The organism is Nonomuraea sp. NPDC050394, from assembly GCF_044459065.1.
GTDB lineage: Bacteria > Actinomycetota > Actinomycetes > Streptosporangiales > Streptosporangiaceae > Nonomuraea.
In genome coordinates this window covers 61,545-88,273 of the sequence record NZ_JBITIO010000019.1, presented here as the reverse complement: position 1 = coordinate 88,273, position 26,729 = coordinate 61,545, and the positions used below count along the sequence as shown (strand labels likewise).

Genomic DNA, 26,729 nt, shown 5'->3' with positions numbered 1-26,729 from the left:
ACCCCAGACCGGCCGCGCACGGAGGGAAAACACCCGGATCGGCCGCGAACCAGATGAAGAGCTTGAAAACGCCCAATGGTCGAAAGCCAGGAGAAGAGCCTGAAGCGCCCCACGGCCGCGGCCAGAGGGAAAGCTTGACGCCGCAGCGCAAAAGGGCCGCCGCCCTCGCGGACGGCGGCCCTTTACGGCGAGCGGCCAGAAACCGGTGGCGCTAGTCGCGGTGGAGCTTGCGGTAGGTGACGCGGTGGGGGCGGGCGGCGTCGGCGCCCAGGCGCTCGATCTTGTTCTTCTCGTAGTCGGCGAAGTTGCCTTCGAACCAGAACCAGTTCGAGCCCTCCTCCCAAGCCAGGATGTGCGTCGCGATCCGGTCGAGGAACCACCGGTCGTGGGAGGTGATGACGGCGCAGCCCGGGAAGTCGAGCAGGGCGTTCTCCAGCGAGCTCAGCGTCTCGGTGTCGAGGTCGTTGGTGGGCTCGTCGAGCAGGAGGACGTTTCCGCCCTGCTTGAGGGTGAGTGCGAGGTTGAGGCGGTTGCGCTCGCCGCCCGACAGCACGCCGGACTTCTTCTGCTGGTCGGGGCCCTTGAAGCCGAACGCCGCGATGTACGCGCGCGAGGGCACCTCGACCTGTCCGACCTTGATGAAGTCGAGGCCGTCGGAGACGACCTCCCAGACGTTCTTGTTCGGGTCGATGCCGCCGCGCGACTGGTCGGCGTAGGAGATCTTGACGGTGTCACCGACGATGATCGAACCGTTGTCGGGCTTCTCCTGGCCGGTGATCATGCGGAACAGCGTGGTCTTGCCCACGCCGTTGGGGCCGATGATGCCGACGATGCCGTTGCGGGGCAGGTCGAAGGTGATGTTCTCCATGAGGACGCGGTCCTCGAAGCCCTTGGTGAGCTTCTCGGCCCTGATCACCGTGGTGCCCAGGCGCGGGCCCGGCGGGATCTGGATCTCCTCGAAGTCCAGCTTGCGGTGCTTGTCGGCCTCGGCGGCCATCTCCTCGTAGCGCTGCAGCCGGGCCTTGCTCTTGGTCTGGCGGGCCTTCGGGTTGGAGCGGACCCACTCCAGCTCGTCCTCCAGGCGCTTCTTGCGCTTGACGTCCTTCTGGCCCTCGACCTTCAGACGCTGCGCCTTGGCCTCCAGGTAGGTGGAGTAGTTGCCCTCGTAGGGGTAGCAGCGGCCGCGGTCGAGCTCCAGGATCCAGGTCGCCACGTTGTCGAGGAAGTAGCGGTCGTGGGTGACGGCCAGGACGGTGCCCGCGTACTTCTCCAGGTGCGACTCCAGCCACTGCACGCTCTCGGCGTCCAGGTGGTTGGTGGGCTCGTCGAGCAGCAGCAGGTCGGGCGCCTCAAGCAGGAGCTTGCACAGCGCCACGCGGCGGCGCTCACCACCGGACAGCGTCGTCACGTCGGCGTCGGGGGGCGGGCAGCGCAGCGCGTCCATCGCCTGCTCAAGCTGCGAGTCGAGCTCCCACGCGTTGCGGTGGTCGAGCTCGTCCTGCAGCTTGCCCATCTCCTCCAGCAACGCGTCGCTGTAGTCGGTGGCCATCAGCTCGGCGATCTCGTTGAAGCGGTCGAGCATCGCCTTGGTCTCGGCCACCGCCTCCTCGACGTTGCCGAGAACGGTCTTCTCCTCGTTGAGCGGCGGCTCCTGCTGGAGCATGCCCACGGTGTAGCCGGGCATCAGCTTGGCGTCGCCGTTGGAGGGGTGGTCAAGGCCCGCCATCATGCGCAGCAGAGTCGACTTGCCGGTGCCGTTCGGGCCGAGCACGCCGATCTTCGCACCGGGCAGGAACGAAATCGTGACGTCGTTCAGGACAACCTTGTCGCCATGCGCCTTGCGTACGCGCTGCATCGTGTAGATGTACTCGGCCATGCCCTCTAGCTTAGGGCGTGTGTCACCCCGCCCCGGCCACGGTTGCGGTTAACGTGTGCGGGTGCGCCAGGGACGGGTCGAGGTCATCGCGGGGCCGATGTTCGCGGGCAAGAGCGAAGAGCTCCTGCGGAGGGTACGGCGGGCCGTCATCGCCGGCCGCCGGGTCGAGGTGTTCACCCACCGGCTGGACGTGCGCAGAGGCGCGGACCGGATCTCCTCCCACGCCGGCGCCGGCCACCCGGCCCGCTCAGCCGCGGCCGCCGCCGAGATCGAGGCCCTGGCCGATCCCGCCGCCGATCTGGTCGCGGTCGACGAGGCCCAGTTCTTCGGCCCCGATCTGGCCGGGGTCGCCGACCGGCTGGCGGTGCGCGGCGCCGTCGTGGTCGTCGCCGGTCTGGACGTGACCTTCGACCGCCGGCCGTTCGAGCCGCTGCCGTCTCTGATGGCGCTGGCCGAGCACGTGACGAAGCTCACCGCGATCTGCCTGGTCTGCGGCAACGACGCGATCTTCCACGAGCGGGTGGCGCGGGTGGGCGGCAGCGCGACCGATGTGGTCGCCGAGCACGTGGGCGGCGAGGACAAGTACCAGGCCCGCTGCCGGGTCCACGTCGAAAGGTAGGGCTAGCCCCCCTATGGTTCGGGGTGTCCACGGGCTTAGAACGGGGTGAGATCTTCAACAGACTCATCAGCATGACCACCGAGACGATCGTGCGGCCGGGTACCGGCAGCGACTACGCCCGGCTACTCCAGCGCGTGACCGATGCCGGCCTGATGCGCCGGCGCCCCGGCTACTACGTGGTGCGCATCGGCCTCATCCTCGGCCTGTACGCCGGCGGCCTGGCCGCCTTCTTCGCGCTCGGCGACTCCTGGTGGCAGGTGGGCGTGGCCGTGTTCTTCGCCGTCATGTTCGCCCAGGTCGCGCTGGTTTCCCATGACATCGCCCACCGTCAGGTCTTCCGTACCGAGAAGCCCACCAGAATGACCGGCTGGGTGACCGGGAACCTGCTCGTCGGCATGGGCTACGGCTGGTGGATGGAGAAGCACACCCGCCACCACGCCAACCCGAACCACGAGGATCTCGACCCGGACGTCCGCCCCGACGTCATCGTCTGGTCCAAGGAGCAGGCGCGCTCCAGCAAGGGCCTGGCCCGCATCATCGGCCCCCGCCAGGCGCTGCTGTTCTACCCGCTGCTCCTGCTCGAAGGCCTGAACCTGCACGTGTCCGGCTTTCGCTCGCTGACCAACCCGAAGCTCAAGTTCAAGGCCATCGAGGGCGTCCTGCTGACCGTTCACGTGGTCGGGTATCTGGCGGCGCTGTTCATGGTGCTGTCGCCGGTGAAGGCGCTGATCTTCCTCGCCGTCCACCAGGGGCTCTGGGGCCTGTACATGGGCTCGGTCTTCGCCCCCGGCCACAAGGGCATGCCCACGCTCAAGAAGGGCGAGAAGCTCGACTACCTGCGCCGTCAGGTCCTGACCACCCGCAACGTGCGCGGCGGCGTCGTCACCGACATCGCGATGGGCGGGCTCAACTACCAGATCGAGCACCACCTGTTCCCGAACATGCCCAGCCCGCACCTGCCCCTCGCCCAGTCGTTCGTCCGCGACCACTGCGCCGAGATCGACGTGCCCTACTACGAGACGAGCCTGATCCAGTCGCACCGCGAGGCCCTGCAGCACATGCACGAGGTCGGCGAGCCGCTGCGGCTGGGCAACCTCGAGTAGCCGCCGGGGGGTCGCGAAGGGGCGGGCGCGGGAGGGGAGCGCCCGCCCCTTCGGCGTCAGTGCCGGTGGCCGTCGTCGCCGTGCTGCGGCTCCGAGGAGTTGTCCACCGCCGTGTACGGCACCGCCGCCACCTTGGCCATCGCGCCGGACACGGCGGCGGCCGGGTCGGGACGGCCCGCGTGCGCGCACTGGCCGGTGGCGGCACCGGTGATCCGGTTCGCCGCGCCCAGGTTGGCGGGGGCGGCGCTGTTGCCGGTGCAGACCAGCGCACCGCGGACGGTGCTCCCGGCCAGCGCCGGCGCCTGGTTCCCGGTGAGAACGAGCGCCCCACGCACCTCGGTACCGGCGATGACCAGGGCGTCCGTGGTGCCCCTGATCTCCGCCGCGCCGTTCACGCGGCCCTTCAGCAGGTGCACCTGTGCCGCCTTCGACGTGCTCAGGACGCCCGAGATGCTTCCGCCGCGCATGACCAGGGAGGCGCCGGGCCGTACCGACACGGGACCGGACACCTTCGCGCCTTCCAGGCAGGTGACGCCGGAGGTGACCACCAGCGCGCCGCGGTGCGTGCCCGTGACCGTGCGGTCGCACGCTGGCGGCGGCGCCATCGTGGCCACCCGGAAGCTGCCGGCCCTGCCGTAGTTGCCCGCGGCGTCGATGGAGCGGTACTCGATCGTGTGGCGGCCGCGCGGGAGCTTGCCGTACACGAGATGGTCGATGACGGTGCCGCTCTCACTGAACGTCCACGGCAGGTCGGCCGAGGTCGGCCAGCCGAAGTAGTTGAACCAGCCGTCGCCGTCCACGCGCGACTCGGACACCACGTAGCCGTCCTTGTCGTCGCGGCCGTTCAGCCGCATCGTGAACGGCCCGTTGTACAGGTACAGATCACCGTCTTTCACCACAGGCTCGGACAGCTCGTAGCCGGTCGTGGGCGGCGTGCCGTCAACGGTCCAGGTCACCGTGTCCGCTCCGGCGCTCGCGGTGAGCGTGTGGACACCCGGGCTCAGGTCGCTGAGCGCGAAGTCGCTGCCCGAGTCGCCCACCTTCGTCCCGTCCAGCTTCCAGGTCACCGGGACGAGCTGCCGCGCCGGATGCGTGGTCTCCACGTACATGACGTCGCCGCGCCCGGCCGGCCTGGTCGTGGGGGCGGACGCGGCGATGCCGGGAGTCACCCCGTCGGGCGGCGTGGTCAGCGCGGTGTCGACCGTCCAGGTCCTGCTGCGGGTGAGCGCGGCGCGCACCGCCGGGTCCCGCACGAACTCCGTCGTGTCCGCCACCGTCGCCGTGACCGTGTGCGTCCCGGGCGACAGGTTCAGGGCGCGCAGGTCAAGAGCATCCTCAGTCGAGGGTACGGCGGCGCCGTCCACACTCCAGGACACCTTCAACGCGTGGCCCAGCGGCCGCATCGGCTCCACCCACAACACCCGGTCCGCCCCCACGGGCGCGTTCACCGGCGTCGAGCCCTGGATCACGTCCGTCTTCGCGGTGATGCGCTGCACCATCACCTCGCGGCTGACCTGGTCGAAGTAGTAGCCGAGCGACTTCATCATCGAGTGCCGCGAGGGCCGCCACACCCCCGTCGAGGAGTACAGCCCGCCCTCGAACCGCGCGATCGGCCCGCCCGACTCGCTCTCCTCGCCCAGCCAGCGCCACCACTTGCGCTTCTGGTCGAGCATCTGCTGCTCGGTCAGCAACGAGTGGTGCGCGCTGGACGGCTCCGGCCCCGTGTAGGCGCCACCGGGGACGCCGCGCTGGTAGTAGTCGTACTCGTCCTGGAGCCCGCCCAGGGAGTGGCCCAGTTCGTGGGGGCTGATCAGGGCCGACATCGCGTTGCTGCCGGAGGCGGTGGCGTAGGAGCCGCCCGCGCCGCCGTACGTCTTGCTGTTGCCCAGCGCCAGAATCTGCCGATTGCCCGGCGTGGTGCCCGTGACCATGTTGGCGTAGCGGTTGGCGGCGGAGTTGTTCATCGTGATCAGCCGCTGGACGCTCTGGGCGTTGCACTGCCCCCAGAACCCCATGCTCAGGGGTGTGTTCTTACGCGGCGAACTGAGATCCGGATCGCAACTGATCCCCGAGTCGGCCGAGACGATGTCCACGCGGTAGACGTTGATGTAGTTCCGGTAGCTCTTGAACGGCTCGATGGACCACATCACGTTGAGATGCCGGTCCACGTCGGTCTTGAAGGCGGCCTGCTCGCTCTCGGTATACCCGTCACCGAGAAGCACCAGATTGAAACGCTTGGCCGGGTCCCCGGTGACCTGCACCGGAACCACCGTCGCCGCACCAGGCTCGGCGGCACTGGCGGGAAGGGGGTGAACGAGAAGGGATCCGGCCAGCAAGAGGGCGGCTAAGGCGCCGGTGGCGCGCAATGGGACCTCCGGGGTGTGGTACATGACGTGCTAGTACTATCCGCGCACGCCACCCATCCGTCCCATCTCACCTGGGGATAACCCCAGCGATATACCCAACCCCTGCGAGCCAGGTCTCACCCTCCCCACCACCCCCAAGCCCCACACCGCCCCGGGCCGCAAACCCACACCCAAGCCCCATGCCCCAGCCCTAGGCCCAGGCATGAGCCCCAGGCATGAGCCCCGCACCACACGCCCCGACCCCGCGCCCCACGCCCCCGCCCCGCAACACACGCCCCAGCTCCACGCCTGAGCCCCGCACCACACGCCCAGGCCCCACACCTGAACCGCACAACACACGCCCGAGCCCCACGCGCCCCATGCCCCAAACCCACGCCCCGCCCCGCCCCCACCCAGCAGCCCACGCTCCGTCCCTCACCCCGCAGCACACGCCCCACACCCACCCCCCGCAAGGACGCCCAAAAGGCCGCCCGTCACCCGGACAGAAGATCCCCGGGCACCCGGGAAGCACCCCCGGCGCGACACCACACGGCAATTGCGGGGTGCCGACAACACCACGGCCTATGGGCAGCGGCACACCCGCACGTCACCACACAGCCGCGACGCACGCGACCGCACGGGCCCGTGCTGAAGGACCCGCACCCAGGTCACCGCGTGACAGGAAGGTGTCCTGGGGTGGTCAGGGTGGAGGGAGGGGTGGGTCGGCCGGGGGTTGGGGTGGGGGTGTGGGCTGGACGGCGGGGATGCAGATGCGGTCGCGGCCCAGCTCCTTCGCTCGGTACAGGGCCAGGTCGGCGGCGGCGAGGAGTTCGATCAGGTCGTCGCCGTGGATGCTCATGATGGCGACCCCCGCCGAGATCGTGATGGTGATCATGGCGTCGTCGGCGGGGATGGCCATGCGGCCGATGCGGTGGCGCAGGCGTTCGGCGACGCGGCGGGCTTCGGAGATGTCGGCTCTCGGGAGGAGGACCACGAACTCCTCGCCACCGAAGCGGCCCACCACGTCGTAGTCGCGGAGCTGACCGCGCAGGGTGGCGGCCACGCCCACCAGGACCTGGTCGCCGACCAGGTGGCCGTGGGTGTCGTTGACGCGTTTGAAGTGGTCGATGTCGATGATCAGCAGGGCCAGCGTCTCACCGGTACGGCGGGCGCGGACGATCTCGGTGTCGGCCTCGCGCTGCCAGGCCGCCGCGTTGAGAAGGCCGGTCTTCGGGTCGGTACGGGCCGCCGCCTGCAACTGGGCGTGCAGGAGGCTGCGCTGCAGCAGGACGACCGGCGGCAGGGCCAGGACCAGCAAGGCCAGGTTCAGGCCGCAGGCTATGGCCACCGTGACGCCCAGGCAGAGCTCGACCACGTCCAGCAGGACGCTCTCCCGGTCCCACAGGACGTCGCGCCAGCGGGTGTCGGGGTCCGCGGTGTGGGCGGCCACGGCGATCAACGCGGTGTTGAGGAGGGCGAAGAGCGTGGCGCAGGCCACCGCGTAGAGGATCGGGGTGCCGCCGCCTCTGGACAGGACAGCCGGGTCGGGGACCAGGCGGTGGAAGACCACCGAGGCGGTGCACCCGGCCAGGCCGATGGCGGCCGAGCTGAACACGCGCCGGTACAGGACCGTGGCGCGCACCCGCAACTGGAGCAACACCTGCAACAGGATCGGCGCGAACAGGGCGTAGACCGGCGGCAGCAGCAGCGCCACCGGCAGCCACCACGCCGACAGCAGGTCGCGTGAGACACCGGCCGGCATGCCCAGCCGCCTGGTCGCCTCGATGCAGACCGCCCCACAGGCCATCAACGAGCCGAACATCAGCAGATCTGACCAGCTAAATTCGGCAGATGTCGCAAAGACCGCAATGGCCGCGACATCCAGGATTACGATCCCTATGAGATAGACCATGAGGGCGCGGCGCTGCCCCAGCAGCGGCCAGCGGCCGGCCAGTGTTGACACACCGTCGCGAGACTTGACCGAGGTGTGACTGGTCGCCGCCATCCCGTCTCCTCTCAGACTAACGATGTGTAACACAATAGTTGCGGAGTGTGCGTTGCGCGACGGGAACCGCTACCTTTGGCTCGGTGGCCTTTGCGTCATGCGGCCACCGAATGGGATGCCGCTCACTCCGCGAGCGGGCCGTGCGGGAAAGGAGCAGCCATGGTGCGGGGCGTGACCTGGACCTGACAGATGCTCTCAACATCTGACACGGGCAACACCATCGGCTGATCCGCGCGGTGTCCGAGCTCGCCAGGCTCGGGGACACCGACACGTCACGGCCGGTGCCCCCTCCTCCTCCGCCCGCCTGGACTCAGGCGGCAGCCCGCTCCTCGACGGGATCGCCTGAGCCGTCGCCTGCTGCGCCGAGCACCCTCACCAGCGCGTCACCGTCGTCGAGCGCGCCCTCCGGTTCCTCGCGCCGCCCCCGCCGCCGCCCACGAGCGGTCTCCACCGCCGCACCGCCCTTCCCCGGCTCCCGAGCAGCCCCGGCCTCGCCCTTCCCCAGCTCACGAGCGCTTCCACTCTCGCCCTTCACCAGCTCCCGAGCGCTTCCGCCCTCGCCCTTCCCCAGCTCACGAGCGCTCCCACCGTCGCCCCTCACAAGCTCCTGTGCGGCTCCGGCATCACCTGCCCCGGCCTCACCCTCCGGCACGAGGCCACCGGCGACACCACAGTCACCGAAGGCACCGGGGTCACCACCGGCACGCCGGAGCGCGGGGTCACCCGCCTCCCGCACGGACGAGCCCAGCACACGAACCTCCCCCGCCCCACCAGGAAGGGCGGCAGTGAGGGTGTCACCGCCGGTCAGGGCGCGCTCACGGGCCTCCAGCACGCCGAACGCCGGGTCGAGCTCCGCCGGACCGGACCGGGGACGGCCACCGCCCATGGCCCAGTCCTGGGTGTCCTCGTCGAGCCGTTCACGCCGCTCCCTGCTCACGATCGAGGCCCCGCGCTCCGGCTTGCTGAACACGCCGGTCCCCCACCGCAGGTCGTGGCCCACCGAAGAGGCTTCCACCTCGGCCATGAACCGCCGGTCGTCCTCCGCCCCGAACTCCCTGATCCGCAACTTCCCCGACACCACGACCGGGTGCCCGACCCGGATCGACTGGGCGACGTTGTCGGCCAGCGCGCGCCAGCACCGTACGGCGAAGCAGACCTTCTCCCCGTCTGCCCACTGACCGGTCTTCTTGTCGAAATAGCGGTGACTGGTCAGCACCCGCAGCGAGGTCACCCGGACCCCGTCCTCGAAGGTGTACTGGCGCGGCTCGGATGCGACGTTGCCGGTGAGCGTGATGTAGATGTCGTTCATCGGTTGCCTCCCATGCGGCGGGCGGGCTGCCCGCGGACGGAGGCCACGTTCTCGCGAACGGCACCCGGAAGAACCCGCCGAACCCCGTTCTGGGGACAACCGGCCCCTGTGGAGAACTCAGCCGGTGAGGCCCCTCATGGCGGTGGAGAACTCGTTGTGCCTGGTCAGCTCCCGCTCGACCGGCTCCACGACCATGCTCTCCGCCACCGCGCCCACCCGGCGGCGCATCTCCCGCTCCAGCCGCTCACGCTCGCGCGAGGCGCCCAGAACGACGAAGTTCCGCGAGGCGACCGCGGACAACGCCCCCAATCCGAGCACGGAGGCCATCATCACCCCGACCCAGGGCAGCGCCGCCGTATCGCCGAGCACCGCGAGCGCCGACGGCAACGAGTCACCGGCCGTCAGCCCGACCCCCAGCCACACCAGCCCGAGGAAGAACGCCGCCACCAGCGTGTACTGCCACGCCTTGAGCGCCCGCCACCACCCCGGCACCCGATCGAGCTCCGGCGCGACCTCGGCCAGTTCCTCGGTGAGCGCCTGCGGCAACTGCCCGGAGCGCGAGCGCGCCGCGTGGTGCAGCCCCGACCGCCACACGTCGGTCATCCCGCCCGACAGCCCGTCGGCCAGCGCCTGCACGGCGTTGACCACCTCGGCGGGCTGCGCGGTGATCCGCCCGGTGACGACCTGCATCTCGTCCAGCTTGAGGCTCTTCAGCGGATCCGGCCGGAACTTCGCGATCCATCGCGGGTACGGCCAGCCGACCCACCGCCCGGACCGCTCGGCGTAGATGTTCTCCATGGCCTCGCCCAGCGCGGGCACGCCCACGGCGTCGCAGAGGGCGTCCGTCAGCCCGACCCGGCGCGCGGCGTCGACGGTGGGCGGCGCCTCGCCCACGGGCGAGGTTTCGGCCAGCCGTCTGGTCAGCCGGTCAAGGTCGGCGTCGAGACGCTGGATGGCGGCCCGCCGACGGGAGACCGCGTCGGCGATCACGCTCTTCAGGCTGTCGATGCCGCGCCCGGAGACGGCCGAGGTGGGCACGACGGTCGGCTGCGCCACGCCCTCGCGCTTGAGCAGGTCGTTGAGGTCGATGACCAGCTCGGCCAGTTCCTCGTGGGAGAGCCGGTCGGACTGGTTGAGCGCGAAGACGGTGACGGCCTCGTGCCCGGCCAGGTCGGTGACGTAGCGGCGGTGGGTGGAGGCGTCGGCGTACTTCTGCGGGTCCAGCACCCACACCACCAGGTCGGCCCGCCCGATCAGCCGGTCGGCCTCGTTGTCGGTGAGCGCCCTGATCGAGTCGTGGTCGGGCAGGTCGAGCAGGATCAGCCCGTGCAGGCGGCTCTCGCCCTTGTCGAGCGCGCTGGCGCGGGCGAAGCGGTGCCGCCACTGCACCTGCAGCCAGTCGAGGAGCGGCGCCGCGCCATCGAGCCCCCACACGCAGGCGTGGGTACGCGCCGTCGTCGGCCGCCTGACGCCCGTCGGCGACAGTTCGAGCCCGGAGACCGCGTTGAACAGCGTCGACTTGCCGCTGCCCGTGCCTCCGGCCAGCGCGACCACGGTGTGCTCTGACGAGAGCTTGAGCCGGTCGCCCGCGCGCAGCAGCAGGGCGCCCGAGTCGGTGAGCAGCTTCTCGTCGAGCCGTCCCGGGCCGAGCTCCACGATCTTGGAAAGGGCGTTGAGCCGGGGGCCGAGCCCCGGCCTTCCGGTGGTGGTGACAGCCGTCATCGAGCGACCTCGAGGTTGTATGTCGCCTGGTAGAGCCTCGTCGCGGCCGACTCGTCCGGTATCCCGGCCGCGTCGAGCGCCTGCACGTAACGCATGGATTCCTCGTCGAACAGCACACCGATCCTGGCCCGCAGGTCGCTGAGCGCCTTCGCGCCGATGCCGCGCAGCGACTCGGCGCCGAGCAGGGCGTTGACCAGCTTGTGCGGCACGCCCTCGACGCTGCCGCCGCTGAACATCGCCACCATGAAGATCAACGCCAGCGAGTCGGCGTCGAACGAAACGATCTTGGAGATCGACCGCTTGGCCACGCCTTCGGTCCTGACCAGCTCGGTGACGTGCTCCTGCCAGGCCGCGATGGCCCGGTTGGCACGGCGCGCGAGCTCGTCGGAGGGGCGTTCGAGCCCGGCCCCGAGCAGCCCGCCCAGCTCCGCGCGGTGCCGCCAGCGTGCCACGACCTCCTCGGAGGCCCGGTTGGCCGCCGCCGCGATCAACGACTCCAGACCGGTGCGGATCGCGGTGCGGAAGGCCTGGATGCGCTCGGGCGTCTGCTTGGCCGCCTTGCCGCGCCGGCGTACCTGGAGGGCGCGGGTGAGCTCGCCGGAGCCGGTGAAGTCCTGCCAGCGGGCCAGCACCTCGCCGTTGACCAGCGAACCGTTCTTGGTGGCCCGCTCGATGTCGGACAGCGCGCCCAGATAGGCGGCCTCGACGTCGGTACGCAGCTCGTTGCGGAAGGCGACCTGCTCCTCCAGCTGCCTGGCCAGCTCCGGCACCCGGGTGCGGAAGCTGTCGAGCACGCCGTCCAGCGTCTCGCGTACGGCCAGGGCCCTGCGCTCCTCGTCGACGGAGAGTTCGGCCAGCCAGAGGCGCAGGTCGGTGACCTCGCTGTCGGGCAGCTTGCCGTCGGTGACCGTGGCCTCGTTGACCACGAACCGATCGGCGTCGCCCAGGCCGTACTCGGTGAGCATGCGGACGAAATGCTTCACGACCACGTCGCGCGCCCTCGGCTGGACCCGGGAGAGCACGATCCCGAGCCGGGCGCCGCGCTCCTTGGCCAGCCGCAGCAGCTTCCACGCGGGCGCGTCGGCGTAGCGGGCGGCGGTGGTGACGAAGATCCACAGGTCCGCGGCGTCGAGCATGCGGTGGGCGACGTCGTGGTGCTCCTCGACGACGGAGTCGATGTCGGGGGTGTCGAGCAGCGCCACGCCCTGGGGCAGCTTCTCGGTGGACACCACGACCAGGCTGTCGAGCCCGGTCTCCGGGGTCGGCTTCTCGATCCGCGTCAGCCCGCCGAGCAGCTCACCCGAGCCGAACCACGGCAGGTCGTCGGGGTGACAGGCCAGCACCGGTGTCCCGGTGGTGGGCCGGCGCACGCCGGTGCGGCTGATGTTCTTCTCCGCCAGGCTGTTGACGAGCGTGGACTTGCCCGCGCCGGTCGACCCGGCCACCACGATCAGCGCCGGGGCCGTGCTGGTGCGCACCCGGGGCAGCACGTAGTCCCGCAGTTGCGCCAGCAGGTCGTCCCGCGCCTGCCGCGCCTCCTCGGCGCCGGGCAGGTCAAGCCCGAACCTCAGGTCGGCCACGCTCAGCCGCAGCGCGTCGAGCGCGAGTCCGAGCCGCTGAGCCGCCTCCTTGGGCAGCTCTTCCACCCGCACCGCCGCGGCGGGCGCGCCCTCGCCACTTTCCGGTACGGCTTCCGCCGCGTCCTCGGCCACCTCCGTGGCCTCGCCGGCCCCGTCACCCGTGGCCTCTTCACCCGTGGCCTCGTCGTCAGCCTCGGCCTCGACGTCCGCGTGATCCTCTACCTCTGGCGTCTCGGCGGCATCCCCGGCCTCGGCGGGACCGTCGTCGTCTCCGGCTTCGCCGTCATGCTCGGCGACGTCACCGGCCTCCTCATCCGCGATGTCGTCGTCCACCATGTCGTCGGGCGCGATGTCCTCGTCCACGATGTCGTCGTCCACGATGTCGTCGGCGGCGATGTCCTCGGCGCCCGGATCCTGGGTCGCCTCGGCCTCCGGCGTCTCCTCCGGTGGCTCGCCGTCGTGCCCGGTGGCCGGGTCGGGGGCGGCCGGCCGTACCTCTGCGGGCTGTCTGATGGGAGGCATGAACAGCGTCCGCTCCCCCGCCGACTCCTGGTGCCCGTCACCCATGGCGTTCACGGAACCCGCTCCGATCGAACCATCTCGACCTCCTGGCCGACCTTCACGACGTCGCCGACGACGACGATCGCCGGGGGCCGTATCCCGGCCGCTGAAACGCGGTCGGCCACGGTGGCAAGCGTGGCGGTGACCGCCCGTTGCGTGGGAAGAGTACCGTCCTGTACCACCATTACGGGAGTTTCCGGCGAACGTCCGTCTCGCTGCAAGGCCTCGGCCACCTTGGCCAGCCGTTCCACGGCCATCATGAGCACGAGCGTGCCTTCGGAGCGTGCCATTCCGGGCCAGTCGACCGTGGAGCGCGGATCGTCGGGCGCGACGTGCACCGAGATCACATGGAACTCCTGGCTGACCCCCCGGTGCGTGACCGGGACCCCCGCGGCGGCCGGTACCGCGACCGGGCTGGTGATGCCCGGCACGACCAGCACCGGGATGCCCGCGTGGGCGCAGGCCAGCATCTCCTCGCCACCGCGTCCGAACACGAACGGGTCGCCGCCCTTCAGCCGGACCACGAACTTGCCCTGCCTGGCCCGGTCGATCAGCATGTCGTTGATGGCCTCCTGGGCCAGCGAACGCCCGTACGGCACCTTGGCGGCGTCGATCAGCTCGACGTCGGGGGCGAGTTCGTCGAGCAGCGCCCGGGGCGCGAGCCGATCGGCGACCACCACGTCGGCCTGGGCGAGCAACTGCCGCCCGCGCACCGTGATCAGGCCGGGATCGCCCGGCCCGCCGCCGACGAGGGCGACGCCGATGGGTTTCGCCCGGTTACGGCGGGCGTCGACGGTGCCGTCGCGCAGCGCGTCGACCACGGCGTCGCGGATTCCGGCGGCCCGGCGCGGATCGCCTCCCGCCGTGATCGCGACGCTGATCTCGTCGACCTTGCCCGAGGCGGGCGTCCAGGCGGCCGAGGCGTCCTTGTCGTCGGCGCGCACGCACCAGATCCGCTTGGCCTCGGCCTCCGCGGCCACGGCCGCGTTGACCGCGTGGTCGCTCGTGCAGGCCTGCACGAGCCACGCGCCGTCGCAGTCGCCCACTTCGTACGGCCTGGCGTGCCAGGTGATCCGGCCGGCGGCGATCAGGTCGTCGAGCGCCGGAGTGACGGAGGTCGAGACCACCGTGACCGCCGCACCGGCCTCCAGCAGCGCGGGAACCCGTCGCTGGGCGACCCGGCCGCCACCGACGACGAGGACCCGGCGGCCGGAAAGCCGCAGGCCGAGGAGGTAGGGGCCCATGGGGCGAATCTCCCGTTCGCGAAGGTTGGTGTGTTAGGAGGTAAACCTAACGGAAGATTGGCAATGTGGAACTAGCGGCCGTCAAGTAGTGGCTGCCGGGGATCCCAGCGCGGCCCGCCCTCACCGTCCTTGCGGCGTCTGGCCATCGCTGACAGAGCCTCAAGGATAACGCGGTTGCCGAGGAAGGCGGTGATGTCCGCGTGATCGTACGGCGGCGCCACCTCCACGACCTCCATGCCCGCCACCGGCAGTTCGTAGCAGATGCGGCGGACCGCGTCGAGAAGCTGCCTGGCCGACAGCCCACCGGGTTCCGGCGTACCCGTGCCGGGCGCATGGCCGGGATCGCAGACGTCGATGTCGACCGAGAGGAAGATCTGGTCGCACTCGTCCAGCGCGAGCGTGAACGCCTCGGTCAGGCACTCCTCCAGCCCGCGCGTGACGATCTCCGTCATCTCGTAGGAGCGCATGTTCTGCTCGGCCATCCAGTCGAGCGTCTCGGGCCCCGGCCAGTAGCCGCGCAGGCCGATCTGGAGGAAGCGGTCCCCTCTGATCGCCCCGGATTCGATCAGCCGGCGCATCGGCGTACCGTGCCCGTGCAGGTGCCCGAACTCGATGTCACCGGTGTCCGCGTGCGCGTCAAAATGGATCATCGAGGTACGGCCCGGCTCGAAGGCCCGCGCGGTGCCCTTGGCGTCGGGCAGCGCCACGGTGTGGTCACCGCCGAGGATCAGCGGGATCGCACCGGAGGCGGCGATCCGGTGGACGGCGTCCTCGATGTTGGCCAGCGAGCTCTCGACGTCCCCCGAGTACATCTCGACGTCCCCGGCGTCCAGCACCCGGAGGTCCTGGAGGGCGTCCACCCGGAGCGCCAGGCTGGGCCTGGAGCCGTCGTGTGGCAGGTAGCAGGCCTGGCGCAGCGCCATCGGCCCGAACCTGGCGCCCGGCCGGTTCGAGGTGCCGCCGTCGAAGGGGGCGCCGACGATGACCACGTCCGCGCCCGCGTAGGTGGCCGGATCGAGCACATCGCACCGCTCGACGCCCAGGAAGGTGATGTCGGGTCCGTACATCGCACCATAACGAGTCACAACCCCATCATCACACCCACCACCCCACCGCCGCTCCGGTGAGGGGCACGGCATCTGAGCTCCCCGGACACGAACCCCGGCCAGGGTGACAAGGCCCCCCGGCACACGGGGCCCGTGCACACGGTTACGAGACGCGGACCCGGGACACGGTGGGCGATTCCGGGAGGCGGAAGCCGCGCCCGGGCGGCGGGCCGCAGCCGAGGCGGGTGAAGCCCAGGGACGGGTGAAACCCAGGGACAGGTGGAGCCCCAAGGGGCGGGTCAAGCCCCAAGGGCGGGTCAAGCCCTGGAGGCGGGTCAAGCCCCAAGGGACGGTCAAGCCGCCGGAGGCGGGTGGAGATCCAGGGGGCGAGGGGCTGGTCAGCTGGGCTTTTCTGTTACGCCCGCGGCGTCGAAGGTGGCCACTTCGTGCATGACGCGGACCGCCGCGCACACCAGCGGATGTGCCAGCAGCCCACCCGTCCCCTCGCCCAACCGGAGCTCCAGGTCGACCAGCGGGCGCAGGCCGAGGTGGGCGAGGGCGACCGCGTGGCCGGGTTCGGCGGAGCGGTGGCCGGCCACGCAGTGGTCCGTGGCCGAGGGGGACAGCGCGTGGGCGGCCAGGGCGGCGGCCCCGGCGATGACCCCGTCGAGGATCACCGGCACCCGCGCCGCCGCCCCGCCCAGGATGAACCCGGCGATGGCCGCGTGCTCGAACCCGCCGAGCGCGGCGAGAGCGGGCAAAGGCGACTCGGCAGAAGCATTGGCATCGAGGGCGCGGCGGACCACCGCGATCTTGAGGGTGTGGGTCTCGTCGTTCACGCCGGTGCCCCTGCCGGTGACCGCGGCGGCGTCGGTGCCGGTGAAGGCGGCGATGAGGGCGGCCGAGGCGGTGGTGTTGGCGATGCCCATGTCGCCGGTGATGAGGCAGCGGGCGCCGTCCGCGATGAGGGTGCGGGCCACGGAGATGCCCGCTTCGAGCGCCTGTACGGCCTGCGCCTCCGTCATCGCCGGGCCGAGGGAGAGGTCGGCGGTGCCGTACCCCACCTTCTTGATCATGAGGCCGGACGCGGGCGGGAGGTCGGCGGCCACGCCCACGTCGACGACGGTCACGGACGCGCCGACCTGGGCGGCGAAGGCGTTGGCCACCGCTCCCCCAGCCAGGAAGTTGGCCACCATCTGCTGCGTGACCTCCTGCGGCCACGGGCTCACGCCTTGGGCGTGCACGCCGTGGTCGGCGGCGAAGATGGCCAGGGCGGCGGGTGCCGGCATCGGGGGCGGGGAGGTACCGGCCGAGCCCGCCAGGCGTACCGCGACCTCCTCCAGCGCGCCGAGCGCGCCGGGAGGCTTGGTGAGGCGGTCCTGGTGGGAGCGGGCTTCGGCCAGCGCGCGGGCGTCGGCGGGGCGGATCGCGGCGATCGTCTCTTCCAGCACGCCCGCCACCCTAGCTAGTGGACGAGCTGGAGCGCTTCCTCGTAGCGCTCGATGACGACGTCCGCGAGGGTCTCGCAGTCGCCGATCACCTCGGCGCAGCGGATGTCGAGCTCGGGGTGGCCGGCGCCGTAGGCGAGCGCCTGGGCCCAGACCTTCTCCAGCATGACCCCGGCGAAAAGCAGGTAGGGGACGACGATGACGCGCTTGGCGCCGAGCCTGCGGCAGCGCTCCAGGCCGCCGGGCACACCGGGCGGGGTGACGGAGACGAAGGCGGTCTCGACGGTCATGAAGTCGTAGGCGTGCGTCTCCCAGAACAGCCGCGAGACCCGGTGCACCTCGGCGTTGGCGACCGGGTCCGTGGAACCCTCACCGACCAGCACGACGGCGGTCTCGCCCGGCTCGATCCTGGGCGACTCCTCAAGGACGGCGGCGGAGTCGACGACGCGCAGGCGGGGCCGCTCGGAGACGGGCTCCACGATGTCGGTGGCGGCGTCCTTGAGCCGCTCGGCGAGGACGGCGAGCACGCGGGGGTCGGGGCCGAGGGGGCGGCCGTAGTCGTACATGAGCGTGGGGTGCCTCTCCTGCTCCAGGGCCATGGCGGCGGGGAAGTCGTCGCTGACCCGGCTGAGGCTGAGGGGCAGCGCCACCAGGCGGTGATGGCCGCGGGCCACCAAGGAGGCGACGGAGTCGCTCAACCGGGGGGTCGCACGTTCGAGGTAGCCGCCGGATACGACGGCGGCCTGCTCGTCGAGGCGGCATCGGAGCCGATGGACGAATCTGCCGAACTCTGCAGAATCGCCGTCATCGTTCGAGCCGTGCCCGATGAGCAGCAGCGGCGGCTTCATGTGTAGGGGTTCTCCGGTGCGTAGACAAGACACGCGAGGATAACCGATCGGCGACGGTTCAGAGAACCCGTGTGTGCACCACGAACACGGGATCGGCGGCGTGCAGGCCGTGTGAGCCGTCGGAGTGGGCGGTCAGCCTGGAGGCCTGGATCTGGGTGCCCTCGGCCTGGTAGCCCTGCTCGCGCAGCACGTCGAGTACGGCGGGCACGTGCTCGACGGTCTTGAGCGAGCACACGAGCGTGCGGGGGCCGCGGGCGGCGCAGGCGGCGATCACGTCGGTTCCGCCGCCGCCGACGAAGACGGCGTCGGGGTCGGGCAGCGGTTCGAGCGCGGGCGGGGCCTGGCCGCGGGTGAGGGCGACCTTGACGCCGTGTTCGATGACGTTGGCGCGCAGGCGGGCGCAGGCCTCCTCCTCGCGCTCGACGGCGACGACGGCCGCGCCGAACCTGGCGCACTCGACCGCGATCTCTCCGGATCCGGCGCCGACGTCCCAGATCAGGTCGCCGAGGCGGGGGCCGAGCTTGGCCAGGATGAAGGCGCGTACCTCTGGCGCGATACCCGTGCCGAACGGCAGCGCCCACTCGCGCGGCCCCGGCTGCGCCCCCGCCACCCAGCCGGCTTCCCTGGGCCGGTGCAGCGGGTCGAGGACGAGGACGACGTCGGGGTCCTTCCACGGCCGGGTGGTGGCCTCGCCCATGCGGCTGTGGGTGACGCGCTGGCCAGGTCCGCCGAGGTCCTCGCAGACGATGAGGGAGCGCGGGGTGGTGGGCGCGAGTTCGCGGGCCAGTTCGGCGGGGCCGACGCCGTCGGTGCACAGCACGGCGACCTTGGGGTGGGCACGGCAGGCGTTGACGACGCGGGCGAGCTGGTAGGCGCCGGCGGGGGCCACCACGAGGGCGTCCTCCCAGTTGAGCCCCGCGCAGGCGAACGCGCGGGTGATCACCGCGGTGGCGGGAAGCACCTCGGGCTTGATGCCGCGGGCGCGCAGCGCGGCGACGGCGCCGAACAGCCCGGGGTCGCCTTCCGCGAGCACGACGGCCGGTCCTTCGCCCTGTTCGAGGTGGTCGTCGAGGGCGTCGAGGAGCGCGCCGGAGGAGGCGGTCGGCGCGTCGATCCCGAGCTCGCCGAGGAGAGCGTCGGGGCCGATCACGAGGGCGGCCGCGCGCAGCCTGTCGGCCGCCGTGGCCGGAAGGCCGGAACCGTCCCAGCCGATCACCGTGATTGTCACCCCTTCAGAGTGACGTCTTTCCCACCTGCCCGGAAGAGATGTCGGAAGGGATAAGGCCGTACACGACGAGGTCCTCGCCGTGGCCGCCGTTACGTGCCACGCCTTCGCGGACGAAGCCCGCCTTCTCCGCCACCCGCTGCGAGCCGGTGTTCGACGCCGCGGCCCGCAACTGGAGCCGCACGAAGCCGTGCTCGGCGAAGATCCAGCGCGCGACGGCGAGCACGGCCTCGCCGATGTAGCCCTGCCCGCGGGCCCACGGCGCGGTCATGTAGCCGACCTCCGTGGTACGCATCCGCCAGTCGGTGCCCTTGAGGTCGACGCTGCCGACGTACCGACCGCTCTCGCGCTCCTCTACCGTCCACGCGACGCCCGCGCCGTCGGCGCGCGCCTGCTCGGCGTGGCGCAGGAAGCCGCGCGCGTCCGCCTCGGTGTAGCCGCGCGGAACGGTGGTGAATTCCTGTGTCCGCTCGTCGCCGCCGGTCGCGGCCAGTCCCGGAACGTCCCGCTCCTCCGGCCGCCGCAGCCGCAGCCGCGCCGTGATCAGCTCACGGTGCGGGAAGACCTCTGGGGCAGCAGACGACGTCGAGGCCCCCGCGCCGGTACGGCTGTCGCCGCGCAGCAGCCCGAACATGGCCAGATCGTGCGGCCCGTCGTCCTCCAGGACCGCGGCCCGCAGCACGCCTTCCCTGGTGAAGCCGGCCTTCTCGGCGACCCGGAGCGAGGCGGTGTTGTCCAGGTTGGCGGTCAGGTCGATGCGCCGCAGCTCGGTGTGCGCGAAGACGTGGTCGGCCAGTCCGGTGACCGCCTCCGGCGCGAAGCCGCGGCCCCGGTACAGCGGATGGACGCCGTAGCCGACCTCGGTGGTTCCCGCGGTCCACGAGGTCTTGAACAGGCTGATCGCGCCCACGACCAGCCCTTCGGCGTCGGTCATGGCCAGGTGCGCGCCGGTGCCCGAGCGTTGCAGTTCGTGCACGCCCGAGGTGAGCCACGGGGTGATCCCGGCGACGTGCGTGGGCGCGCCGGGCGGCAGGAAGATCGCCCCGGACTCGACGATCGCGCGGATCCGGTTGGCGTCCTGGGGGCCGAACGGGCGCAGGACCAGGCGTTCTGTCGTGACGGTGAGCTGTGCGTCGAACACGTGCGAAGGGTACCCAGTCAGGTGCTGATGATCACTTCCAGGGTCCTGGGACCGTGTACGCCCTCGACGCGGTTGAGCTCGATGTCGCTGGTCGCCGACGGTCCGCTGATCCAGGTGAGCGGCCTGGACGGGTCGAGCCTGGCGATCGCGTCGGGGACGCCGCCGACGATCTGGCCGGCGCGCACCAGGCACAGGTGGTAGTCGGGCAGCAGTGTCTGGGCCCGCTCGCCCTGGCGGGTGTCCAGGACGATGGTGCCGGTCTCGGCGATGGCGATCGCGCAGCCGGTGACGACGCCGTCGGCCGCCGCCAGCTCTTCCCGCGACCACGCGCGTTCGCCGGGCACGACCATCCGCTTGCCCGCGGTCAGCTCGGCCACCTTGGCGTCCACGTCGGCGGCGGGCACCACGTGCACGATGGCCCGGTAGTCGTCCAGCCGCTCGGCGAACAGCCCGACCGGGTCGGCCACGGGGACGCTCGTGCGGTAGTCGCGCGGGATCTCCACCTCGGGCGCGCCCTTCACGGCCTTCCTGATCCGGCCCAGGATCTCCTCACGCGCGCCCATCACGCCCGTTTCCATCCGGTCGCTCACCTCTCCTCACTCCCTCCGCCGCGTCGGGTTCTCTCCCACCAGTCCCTGAACGACTCTTCCGGGATCTCCGGCAGGTCTCTGGTGTCGGTCCAGGCCGACAGGGGGCCGGGCAGGCGCTTGGGCACCAGCTTGCGGAAGCGCGTGGCGAGGCGCTGGGCCTTGGCCAGCCGTACCTCGTCGTTGAGCACCCAGCCCGCGACCTTCATGCCCGCGCGCTCCGCCCGGCCGTGCGGGACCTTGGCGCGCAGGTCGACCAGCACCTCCGGGATGTCGATCGCGACCGGGCAGGCGTCGAAGCAGGCGCCGCACAGCGACGAGGCGTAGGGCAGCGAGGCGTCCAGTTCGGTGTCGAAGCCGCGCAGCAGCGGGGTGAGGATGGCGCCGATCGGGCCCGGGTAGACCGAGCCGTAGGCGTGGCCGCCGGCGCGTTCGTAGACGGGACAGACGTTGAGGCAGGCCGAGCAGCGGATGCAGCGCAGCGCCTGCCGGCCGACCTCGTCGGCGAGCACGCCGGTGCGGCCGTTGTCGAGGAGTACGAGGTGGAAGTCCTGGCCTTCGGCGGAGCCGGTCCAGGTGCTGGTGTAGGGGTTCATGCGCTCGGCGGTGGAACTGCGCGGCAGCAACTGGAGGAAGACCTCCAGGTCGCGCCAGGTGGGCAGCAGCTTCTCGATGCCGACCACGCTGATCAGCGTCTCGGGCAGGGTCAGGCACATGCGGCCGTTGCCCTCGGATTCCAGCACGACCAGCGTGCCGGTCTCGGCGATCATGAAATTGCCGCCGGAGACGGCGACCTTGCTGGCCAGGAAGCGTTCGCGCAGGTGGAGCCGGGCGGCGTCGGCGAGCGCCGGCGGGTCGTCGGTCAGTCCGGGCGGCGCGGGACGGCCCCACTCGGCCATCTTGTCGAGGAAGATCTCGCGAATCTCCGAGCGGTTGCGGTGGATCGCCGGGACCAGGAAGTGCGAGGGGAAGTCCTCGCCGAGCTGCACGATCAGTTCGGCCAGGTCGGTCTCGTACGCGGTGATGCCCTCGGCGGCCAGGTGCTCGTTGAGCCCGATCTCCTGGGTGGCCATCGACTTGACCTTGACCACCTCGCGCTCGCCGGTGGCCTTGACCAGGCCGGTGACGATGCGGTTGGCCTCGGCGGCGTCGCGCGCCCAGTGGACGGTGCCGCCGTTGCGGGTGACCGCCTCCTCCAATTGCACCAGGTAGCGGTCGAGGTGGCGCAGGGTGTGGTCCTTGATGGCCTTCCCCGCCGCGCGCAGCTCCATCCAGTCGGGCAGCTCGTCGACGGCCTTGACGCGCTTGCCGCGGATGGTGTGGGTGGCCTTGCGCAGGTTGTAGCGAAGCTGACTGTCCTGTACGGCTGCCGCCGCGTTGGCCGGAAAGGCGCCGGGCATGCCGAGGAAGGTGCCGCTCATCGTTCCTCCGTCGCGGCCAGGATCTCGGCCAGGTGCATGATCCGCACCCCGGTCCGCTGGCGTTTCATCGTGCCGCCGATGTGCATCAGGCAGGAGTTGTCGGCCGCGCAGAGCACTTCGGCGCCGGTGCCGAGCACGTTGCGTACCTTGTCGGCGCACATGGCGGCGGAGATGGCCGGGTTCTTGACCGCGAACGTGCCGCCGAAGCCGCAGCACTCGTCGGCGCCGCCCAGGGGGATCAGTTCGAGGCCGCGCACGTTGCGCAGGAGGCGGGCAGGGCGGTCGCCCAGGTGCAGGCCGCGGAGCGAGTGACACGTCGGGTGATATGTCACCCGGTGCGGGAAATATGCGCCTACGTCGTCGACTTTGAGGACGTCGATCAGGAACTCCGACAGGTCGTGCACCTTCGGGGCCACGTCCGCCACGGCCGCGGCTCCCCTGCTGCCGGGCCGTACCAGCTTGGGGTACTGCTCGCGCACCATCGCCGCGCAGGAGCCCGACGGCGCGACGACCGCGTCGTACCCGGCGAAGACCTCGGTGAAGTGGCGCGCCAGCCGTACCCCCTCCTCGCGATAACCGGTGTTGACGTGCATCTGCCCGCAGCAGGTCTGGGCGGCGGGGAAGTCGACCTCGCAGCCCAGCCGGCGCAGCAGCGACACCACCGCCTTGCCGGTGCCGGGGAAGAGCGTGTCGTTGACGCACGTGATGAACAGGGCGACCCGCACGGCACTCCTTCCTCTCAATGGTCTGACCACTGTATGGTCAGACCATACAACGCGACAAGAGGGGTGCCCGTGACCGACACCGGATGGCGGCCCGTGAAGCGGACCCGCGCGTTCGAGGACGTGCTGGCCCAGATCGAGCACCGCATCGCCGAGGACGGGCTGACCGTCGGCGACCGGCTGCCCGGCGAACGCCAGCTGGCCGAGCAGCTCCGGGTCGGACGCTCGTCGGTACGCGAGGCGCTGCGCGTGCTGGAGACGCTGGGCGTGGTCTCCTCGCAGGCAGGGCGGGGCCCGGACGCCGGGGCCGTGCTCACCTCCCGGCCCGACAGCGCGCTGACCGACCTGCTCAGGCTCCACCTCGGCCTGGCCAGCCTGGAGCTGCGCGAGGTGATCGACACCCGGCTCATGATCGAACGCTGGGCCGCCGCCGGCGCCGCCACCGCCCGCGCCGACACCGCGGCCCTCGTCGCGGCGCTGGAGGGGATGGAGCGGGCGCGGACGGCGGAGGAGTTCGTGGAGCACGACACGGCCTTCCACTGCGCCATCGCCGACGCCTCGGGGAACCGGCTGATCGCCGCGATCATGCGCTCACTGCGGGAGTCGGTACGGCGGTACGCGATCGAGGCGGTCGAGCAGCTGGGCGACACCCGCGTGCTGCAGGCCGACCATCGGCGCATCCTGGCCGCGATCGCCGCCGGATCGCCCGAGGAGGCGGCGCTGGCGGTCACCGTCCACCTGGCCCACGCCTACCCCGCCCTCTTCCCGGAGTTCTAACCGCCGAAGGCTGCCTTGTTGTCCCCGGCCCACGACGCGAAGGAGTTCGCCGGGCGGCCCAGAACGTCCTGGACCGCCGTGGTCACCACCGCGTTGCCGCCCGCCGCGATGAACGCCCAGCCCTTGGCCGCCGCCTTCGCGTAGGCCGGGTCGGGGATCTGGGCGACGGCCTGCTCGATCGGCACGTCCACCGTCTCCACGCGCCGCCCGATCGCCCGCCCGATCAGTTCGGCCTGGTCGCGGGTGGTGAGCAGGTCGGGTCCCGTGACCTCATAGACCCGGCCGTGGTGCTCGGCGCCGGTCAGCGCCGCCACGGCCACCGCGGCGATGTCGCGCGGGTCAACGATGCCCTGGCGGCCGTCGCCGGTCATGTTGGGGATCGGCTGCCCGGCCTTGACCATCTCCGCCCAGCCCAGGGCGTTCGTGGCGAACATCGAGGGGCGGACGATCGTCCACTCGATCCCGGATCCGGTAAGGGCGCGCTCGCCGGCCGCGTGCATGCCGCCGACGTCCTCGGGGTCCTCGCTGCCGCCCGCCCCGATGGCCGAGATCTTCACGATCCTCTTCACGCCCGCCCTGGCCGCCACGTCCACGAACGCGCGGTCGTGCGCGGCGATCTCCGCCCCGAACGGCGTCAGCAGCAGCGCCGCCGACACCCCGTCCACGGCCGCCTCCAGCGACCGCACGTCCCCGAAGTCCCCGCGTACGGCGGGCCCGGCCACCCTGCCGGGGTCGCGCGTCATCGCCCTGGCCGGGACGCCCGCCGCGGCCAGAAGCCGGGTCACCTCACTGCCGATGGTGCCCGTGGCACCGGTGATCAGAATCATGAGGTTCACGCTGCCAGCGGCACCCCGGCGGCCTATAGGAAGAATCGGCACGGCTGCGGGGTTGCCCATGGTCATGAGAACCCTGGCGGGCGTCGCGGCCGAGGTGCTGACCCAGCCGGCGCACACCGATCACGAGGTGCACGTGCGCGCGCCGGACACCGCCGCCGTGCTCGCCTTCCGCAGCGGACAGGACGGGACCGGGCTGGTGGTGCTCGGGCCCAGAACCCGGGCGTCCTATTTCACGCCGGGCGACGCCCCGCGCTGCGTGACGATCCGGCTGCGCCCCGGACCGGCCGGCGCGGCGCTCGGTGTGACGATGCGCGGGCTGGTGGACCAGGCGGTGCTGCTCAGAGACCTGTGGGGAGCCCCCGCCGACACTCTCCTGGACCGGCTGGCCGCCCGTGACGACACCGAGGTGGCCCGCGGCCTGGCCGGAGCGCTGGAGGAGCGGCTCCAGGCCGGCTCGGCCGCCGACGCCGCCCGCGCCGATCTGGTGGACGCCGCCGCGGGGCTCCTCACCGGCGCGGGCCGGGTGCCCGAGGTGGCCCGCGAGCTGGGCGTCTCGGAACGGCACCTGCGCAACCTCTTCCACGACGCCGTCGGACTGTCCCCCAAGCGCTACGCCCGCATCCACCGGGTCCGCAGCGTCCTGGCAGTGGCCCGCGAGGAGCCATGGGCGGAGCTGGCCGCCGAGACCGGCTTCTACGACCAGTCGCACCTGTCGGCCGACTTCCGCGCGGTCATGGGCGTCCCGCCGGGCGCCTTCCGCGCCGGCCGGCTGCCTGCCCCTGCCCAATGCGCCTGGTCACGCCTGTAGACCTGGTCACTCCTGTAGACCTGGTCACTCCATTAGACCTGGTCACTCCTGTAGGTCGGCGACGCGGCACGAGGCTCCGGCGCAGCCGCGCATGGCCGTCAGCCGTGCCTGCAACGCCAGCACCAGCCCGAGCGGCGCGGTCCCGGCGAGGTTGTTCAGCTGGTCGGGGTCCTGATTGAGGTCGTAGAGCTGGGTCTCGCCGGTCTGGTACTGGACGTAGGTGTAGTCCTTGGTACGCAGCGCCGCGTAGTCGGGCACCGGCGTCTGCTTGGCCGACATCTGGTTGAGCGGCCGGTTGAACTCGACGAGCACGTTCTTCCGCCACGGCCGCGGCGTCTGCCCGCGCAGGAACGGCAGCAGCGACCGCCCCTCCGCGAAGGCGGGCGTGACGGCCCCGCCGAGCTGGGCGAAGGTGGGGGCCAGATCCACGGTCGCGGTCAGGTCCTGAACGGTCGCCCCCACCGGCACCCCGGGCCCGCGCACCACGAGCGGCACCCGGATCGCCTCTTCGAACGGCGTGGTCTTGCCCTGTTTGAGGCGGTGGGTACCGAGGTGGAAGCCGTTGTCGGAGGCGAAGAAGATGTAGGTGTCGGCGAGCTTGCCGCTCTCCTGCAGCGTGGTCATGAGCGAGCCGACCAGGTCGTCGACGCCGAGCATGGCGCGCAGCCTGGCCCGGTAGCGCTCGTCGACGCGGTCGATGGCCCTCTGCCCGAGTTTCGGCAGCGAGCGGAGCCAGACCGGCTCGTTGTCCACGTTCTCCTGGTTGAAGTTCTTGGTCCTGGGGGCCTGGGCGTCGGGGAAGGCTCCGGCGTGCCGTACCGCGGGGTTGGCTGGGTTGTGGGGGGCGACCGGGGCCAGGTAGAGGAAGAACGGCCGCTGGCCCGAGGACTGGACGAAGTCGCGCACCTTGGTCGCGAGCACGTCGGAGAGGTAGTCGCCCTCGGCCCAGCCGTAGTCGACGAGGGTGCCGTTCTCGTTGAGGCGGTAGCCGTACTCCTCGTAGAGGTTGCGGACGGGCACGCGCCAGTCGTCCCAGCCGGGCGGCACGTAGGTGGGGGCGGCGGACTCGCCCGGGTAGTGGTTGAGGAACTTGCCCATGAGGGCGGTGCGATATCCGGCGGAACGCATCCAGGTGCCGATTGTGGAACGTTCCAGGCCGGAGCGGTAGAACTTGTCGAATCCGCCTTCCGGCGCGGTGTTCGTCAGGACGCCGTGGCTGTGGACGTACTGGGATCTCAGGATGGAGCTGCGCGAGGGGCAGCACCAGGAGTTGGTCACGAAGAAGCGGTCGAACGAGGTGCCCTGGCTCACCAGTTGCCGGGTGATGTTCGGGAAGTACTGCAGCGTGCCGGACTCCAGGTCGTCGACCAGGACGAGCACGATGTTCGGCTTGGGCGCCCCCACCGCTCCCGTGGCGAGCGTCGTACCCATCGCCGCAGGTAGGAGCAGCAACAGCAAGGCGAGACGACGGAAACCCTTAACCACAGAACAGACTTCCCCGAAAGA

The 26,729-nt window shown here is 71.3% G+C and carries 21 protein-coding genes; 4 read left to right on the top strand and 17 right to left on the bottom strand.

Going from position 1 to position 26,729, the window contains the following annotated elements; genetic code table 11:
- Positions 1-211: 211 nt before the first annotated feature.
- On the bottom strand, positions 212-1,876 hold the full coding sequence (ettA, locus tag ACIBKY_RS47025) for an energy-dependent translational throttle protein EttA (RefSeq protein ID WP_397107804.1): 1,665 nt from the start codon (positions 1,874-1,876) through the stop codon (positions 212-214).
- Positions 1,877-1,937: 61 nt separating this feature from the next.
- Here ettA and ACIBKY_RS47020 point away from each other — a divergent pair, with 61 nt between their 5' ends.
- The gene (locus ACIBKY_RS47020; protein WP_397107802.1) at positions 1,938-2,495 is read left to right on the top strand and encodes a thymidine kinase; all 558 of its coding nucleotides are present in this window, start codon (positions 1,938-1,940) and stop codon (positions 2,493-2,495) included.
- A 71-nt stretch (positions 2,496-2,566) separates the two neighbouring features.
- The gene (locus tag ACIBKY_RS47015) at positions 2,567-3,598 is read left to right on the top strand and encodes a fatty acid desaturase family protein (RefSeq protein WP_397107800.1); all 1,032 of its coding nucleotides are present in this window, start codon (positions 2,567-2,569) and stop codon (positions 3,596-3,598) included.
- A 56-nt stretch (positions 3,599-3,654) separates the two neighbouring features.
- Here the strand turns inward: ACIBKY_RS47015 and ACIBKY_RS47010 are convergent, their stop codons facing one another.
- From ACIBKY_RS47010 to ACIBKY_RS46945, 14 genes are all read right to left on the bottom strand, one after another.
- A complete protein-coding gene (locus tag ACIBKY_RS47010) occupies positions 3,655-5,859 on the bottom strand; it encodes a M64 family metallopeptidase (protein ID WP_397107798.1) in 2,205 nt (734 codons plus the stop codon).
- A gap of 784 nt (positions 5,860-6,643) precedes the next feature.
- Positions 6,644-7,765 (bottom strand): GGDEF domain-containing protein, encoded by a 1,122-nt coding sequence (locus ACIBKY_RS47005; RefSeq protein WP_397107796.1) that lies wholly within the window; start codon positions 7,763-7,765, stop codon positions 6,644-6,646.
- Between the two features lie 493 nt (positions 7,766-8,258).
- A complete protein-coding gene (locus ACIBKY_RS47000) occupies positions 8,259-9,257 on the bottom strand; it encodes a single-stranded DNA-binding protein (RefSeq protein WP_397107794.1) in 999 nt (332 codons plus the stop codon).
- Between the two features lie 117 nt (positions 9,258-9,374).
- Positions 9,375-10,979 carry a GTP-binding protein gene (locus tag ACIBKY_RS46995; RefSeq protein WP_397107792.1) on the bottom strand — a complete coding sequence of 535 codons (1,605 nt, stop codon included), beginning with the start codon at positions 10,977-10,979 and terminating at the stop codon, positions 9,375-9,377.
- On the bottom strand, positions 10,976-13,126 hold the full coding sequence (locus tag ACIBKY_RS46990) for an AAA family ATPase (RefSeq protein WP_397107790.1): 2,151 nt from the start codon (positions 13,124-13,126) through the stop codon (positions 10,976-10,978). The genes ACIBKY_RS46995 and ACIBKY_RS46990 overlap by 4 nt, the downstream gene beginning before the upstream one ends.
- A gap of 5 nt (positions 13,127-13,131) precedes the next feature.
- Entirely contained in the window at positions 13,132-14,364 is a 1,233-nt protein-coding gene (gene cobA / locus ACIBKY_RS46985) for a uroporphyrinogen-III C-methyltransferase (RefSeq protein WP_397107788.1), read from the bottom strand.
- A gap of 71 nt (positions 14,365-14,435) precedes the next feature.
- Entirely contained in the window at positions 14,436-15,431 is a 996-nt protein-coding gene (gene speB, locus ACIBKY_RS46980; RefSeq protein ID WP_397107786.1) for an agmatinase, read from the bottom strand.
- Between the two features lie 377 nt (positions 15,432-15,808).
- Complete coding sequence (gene cobT / locus ACIBKY_RS46975; protein WP_397107784.1) at positions 15,809-16,861, bottom strand: nicotinate-nucleotide--dimethylbenzimidazole phosphoribosyltransferase; 1,053 nt, start codon at positions 16,859-16,861, stop codon at positions 15,809-15,811.
- A 14-nt stretch (positions 16,862-16,875) separates the two neighbouring features.
- Entirely contained in the window at positions 16,876-17,706 is an 831-nt protein-coding gene (locus ACIBKY_RS46970; protein WP_397107782.1) for a sirohydrochlorin chelatase, read from the bottom strand.
- Positions 17,707-17,764: 58 nt separating this feature from the next.
- The gene (locus ACIBKY_RS46965) at positions 17,765-18,934 is read right to left on the bottom strand and encodes a precorrin-6Y C5,15-methyltransferase (decarboxylating) subunit CbiT (protein WP_397107780.1); all 1,170 of its coding nucleotides are present in this window, start codon (positions 18,932-18,934) and stop codon (positions 17,765-17,767) included.
- A gap of 4 nt (positions 18,935-18,938) precedes the next feature.
- Entirely contained in the window at positions 18,939-20,072 is a 1,134-nt protein-coding gene (locus tag ACIBKY_RS46960; RefSeq protein WP_397107778.1) for a GNAT family N-acetyltransferase, read from the bottom strand.
- Between the two features lie 17 nt (positions 20,073-20,089).
- The gene (locus ACIBKY_RS46955) at positions 20,090-20,635 is read right to left on the bottom strand and encodes a lactate utilization protein C (RefSeq protein WP_379637733.1); all 546 of its coding nucleotides are present in this window, start codon (positions 20,633-20,635) and stop codon (positions 20,090-20,092) included.
- Positions 20,636-20,658: 23 nt separating this feature from the next.
- Complete coding sequence (locus ACIBKY_RS46950) at positions 20,659-22,080, bottom strand: lactate utilization protein B (protein WP_397107776.1); 1,422 nt, start codon at positions 22,078-22,080, stop codon at positions 20,659-20,661.
- Positions 22,077-22,805 carry a (Fe-S)-binding protein gene (locus ACIBKY_RS46945; RefSeq protein ID WP_397107774.1) on the bottom strand — a complete coding sequence of 243 codons (729 nt, stop codon included), beginning with the start codon at positions 22,803-22,805 and terminating at the stop codon, positions 22,077-22,079. The genes ACIBKY_RS46950 and ACIBKY_RS46945 overlap by 4 nt, the downstream gene beginning before the upstream one ends.
- Positions 22,806-22,874: 69 nt before the next feature.
- Between ACIBKY_RS46945 and ACIBKY_RS46940 the strand changes: the two genes are divergently transcribed.
- Positions 22,875-23,579, top strand: a complete 705-nt coding sequence (locus ACIBKY_RS46940) for a FadR/GntR family transcriptional regulator (protein WP_397107772.1) — start codon at positions 22,875-22,877, stop codon at positions 23,577-23,579.
- Here the strand turns inward: ACIBKY_RS46940 and ACIBKY_RS46935 are convergent.
- On the bottom strand, positions 23,576-24,406 hold the full coding sequence (locus tag ACIBKY_RS46935) for an NAD(P)H-binding protein (RefSeq protein WP_397107770.1): 831 nt from the start codon (positions 24,404-24,406) through the stop codon (positions 23,576-23,578). The genes ACIBKY_RS46940 and ACIBKY_RS46935 overlap by 4 nt on opposite strands.
- Before the next feature lie 73 nt (positions 24,407-24,479).
- On the opposite strand from ACIBKY_RS46935, the gene ACIBKY_RS46930 reads away from it, so the two are divergent.
- The gene (locus ACIBKY_RS46930; protein ID WP_397107768.1) at positions 24,480-25,223 is read left to right on the top strand and encodes a helix-turn-helix domain-containing protein; all 744 of its coding nucleotides are present in this window, start codon (positions 24,480-24,482) and stop codon (positions 25,221-25,223) included.
- Positions 25,224-25,265: 42 nt separating this feature from the next.
- Here the strand turns inward: ACIBKY_RS46930 and ACIBKY_RS46925 are convergent, their stop codons facing one another.
- Positions 25,266-26,654, bottom strand: a complete 1,389-nt coding sequence (locus ACIBKY_RS46925; protein ID WP_397107766.1) for a sulfatase — start codon at positions 26,652-26,654, stop codon at positions 25,266-25,268.
- Positions 26,655-26,729 lie beyond the last annotated feature (75 nt).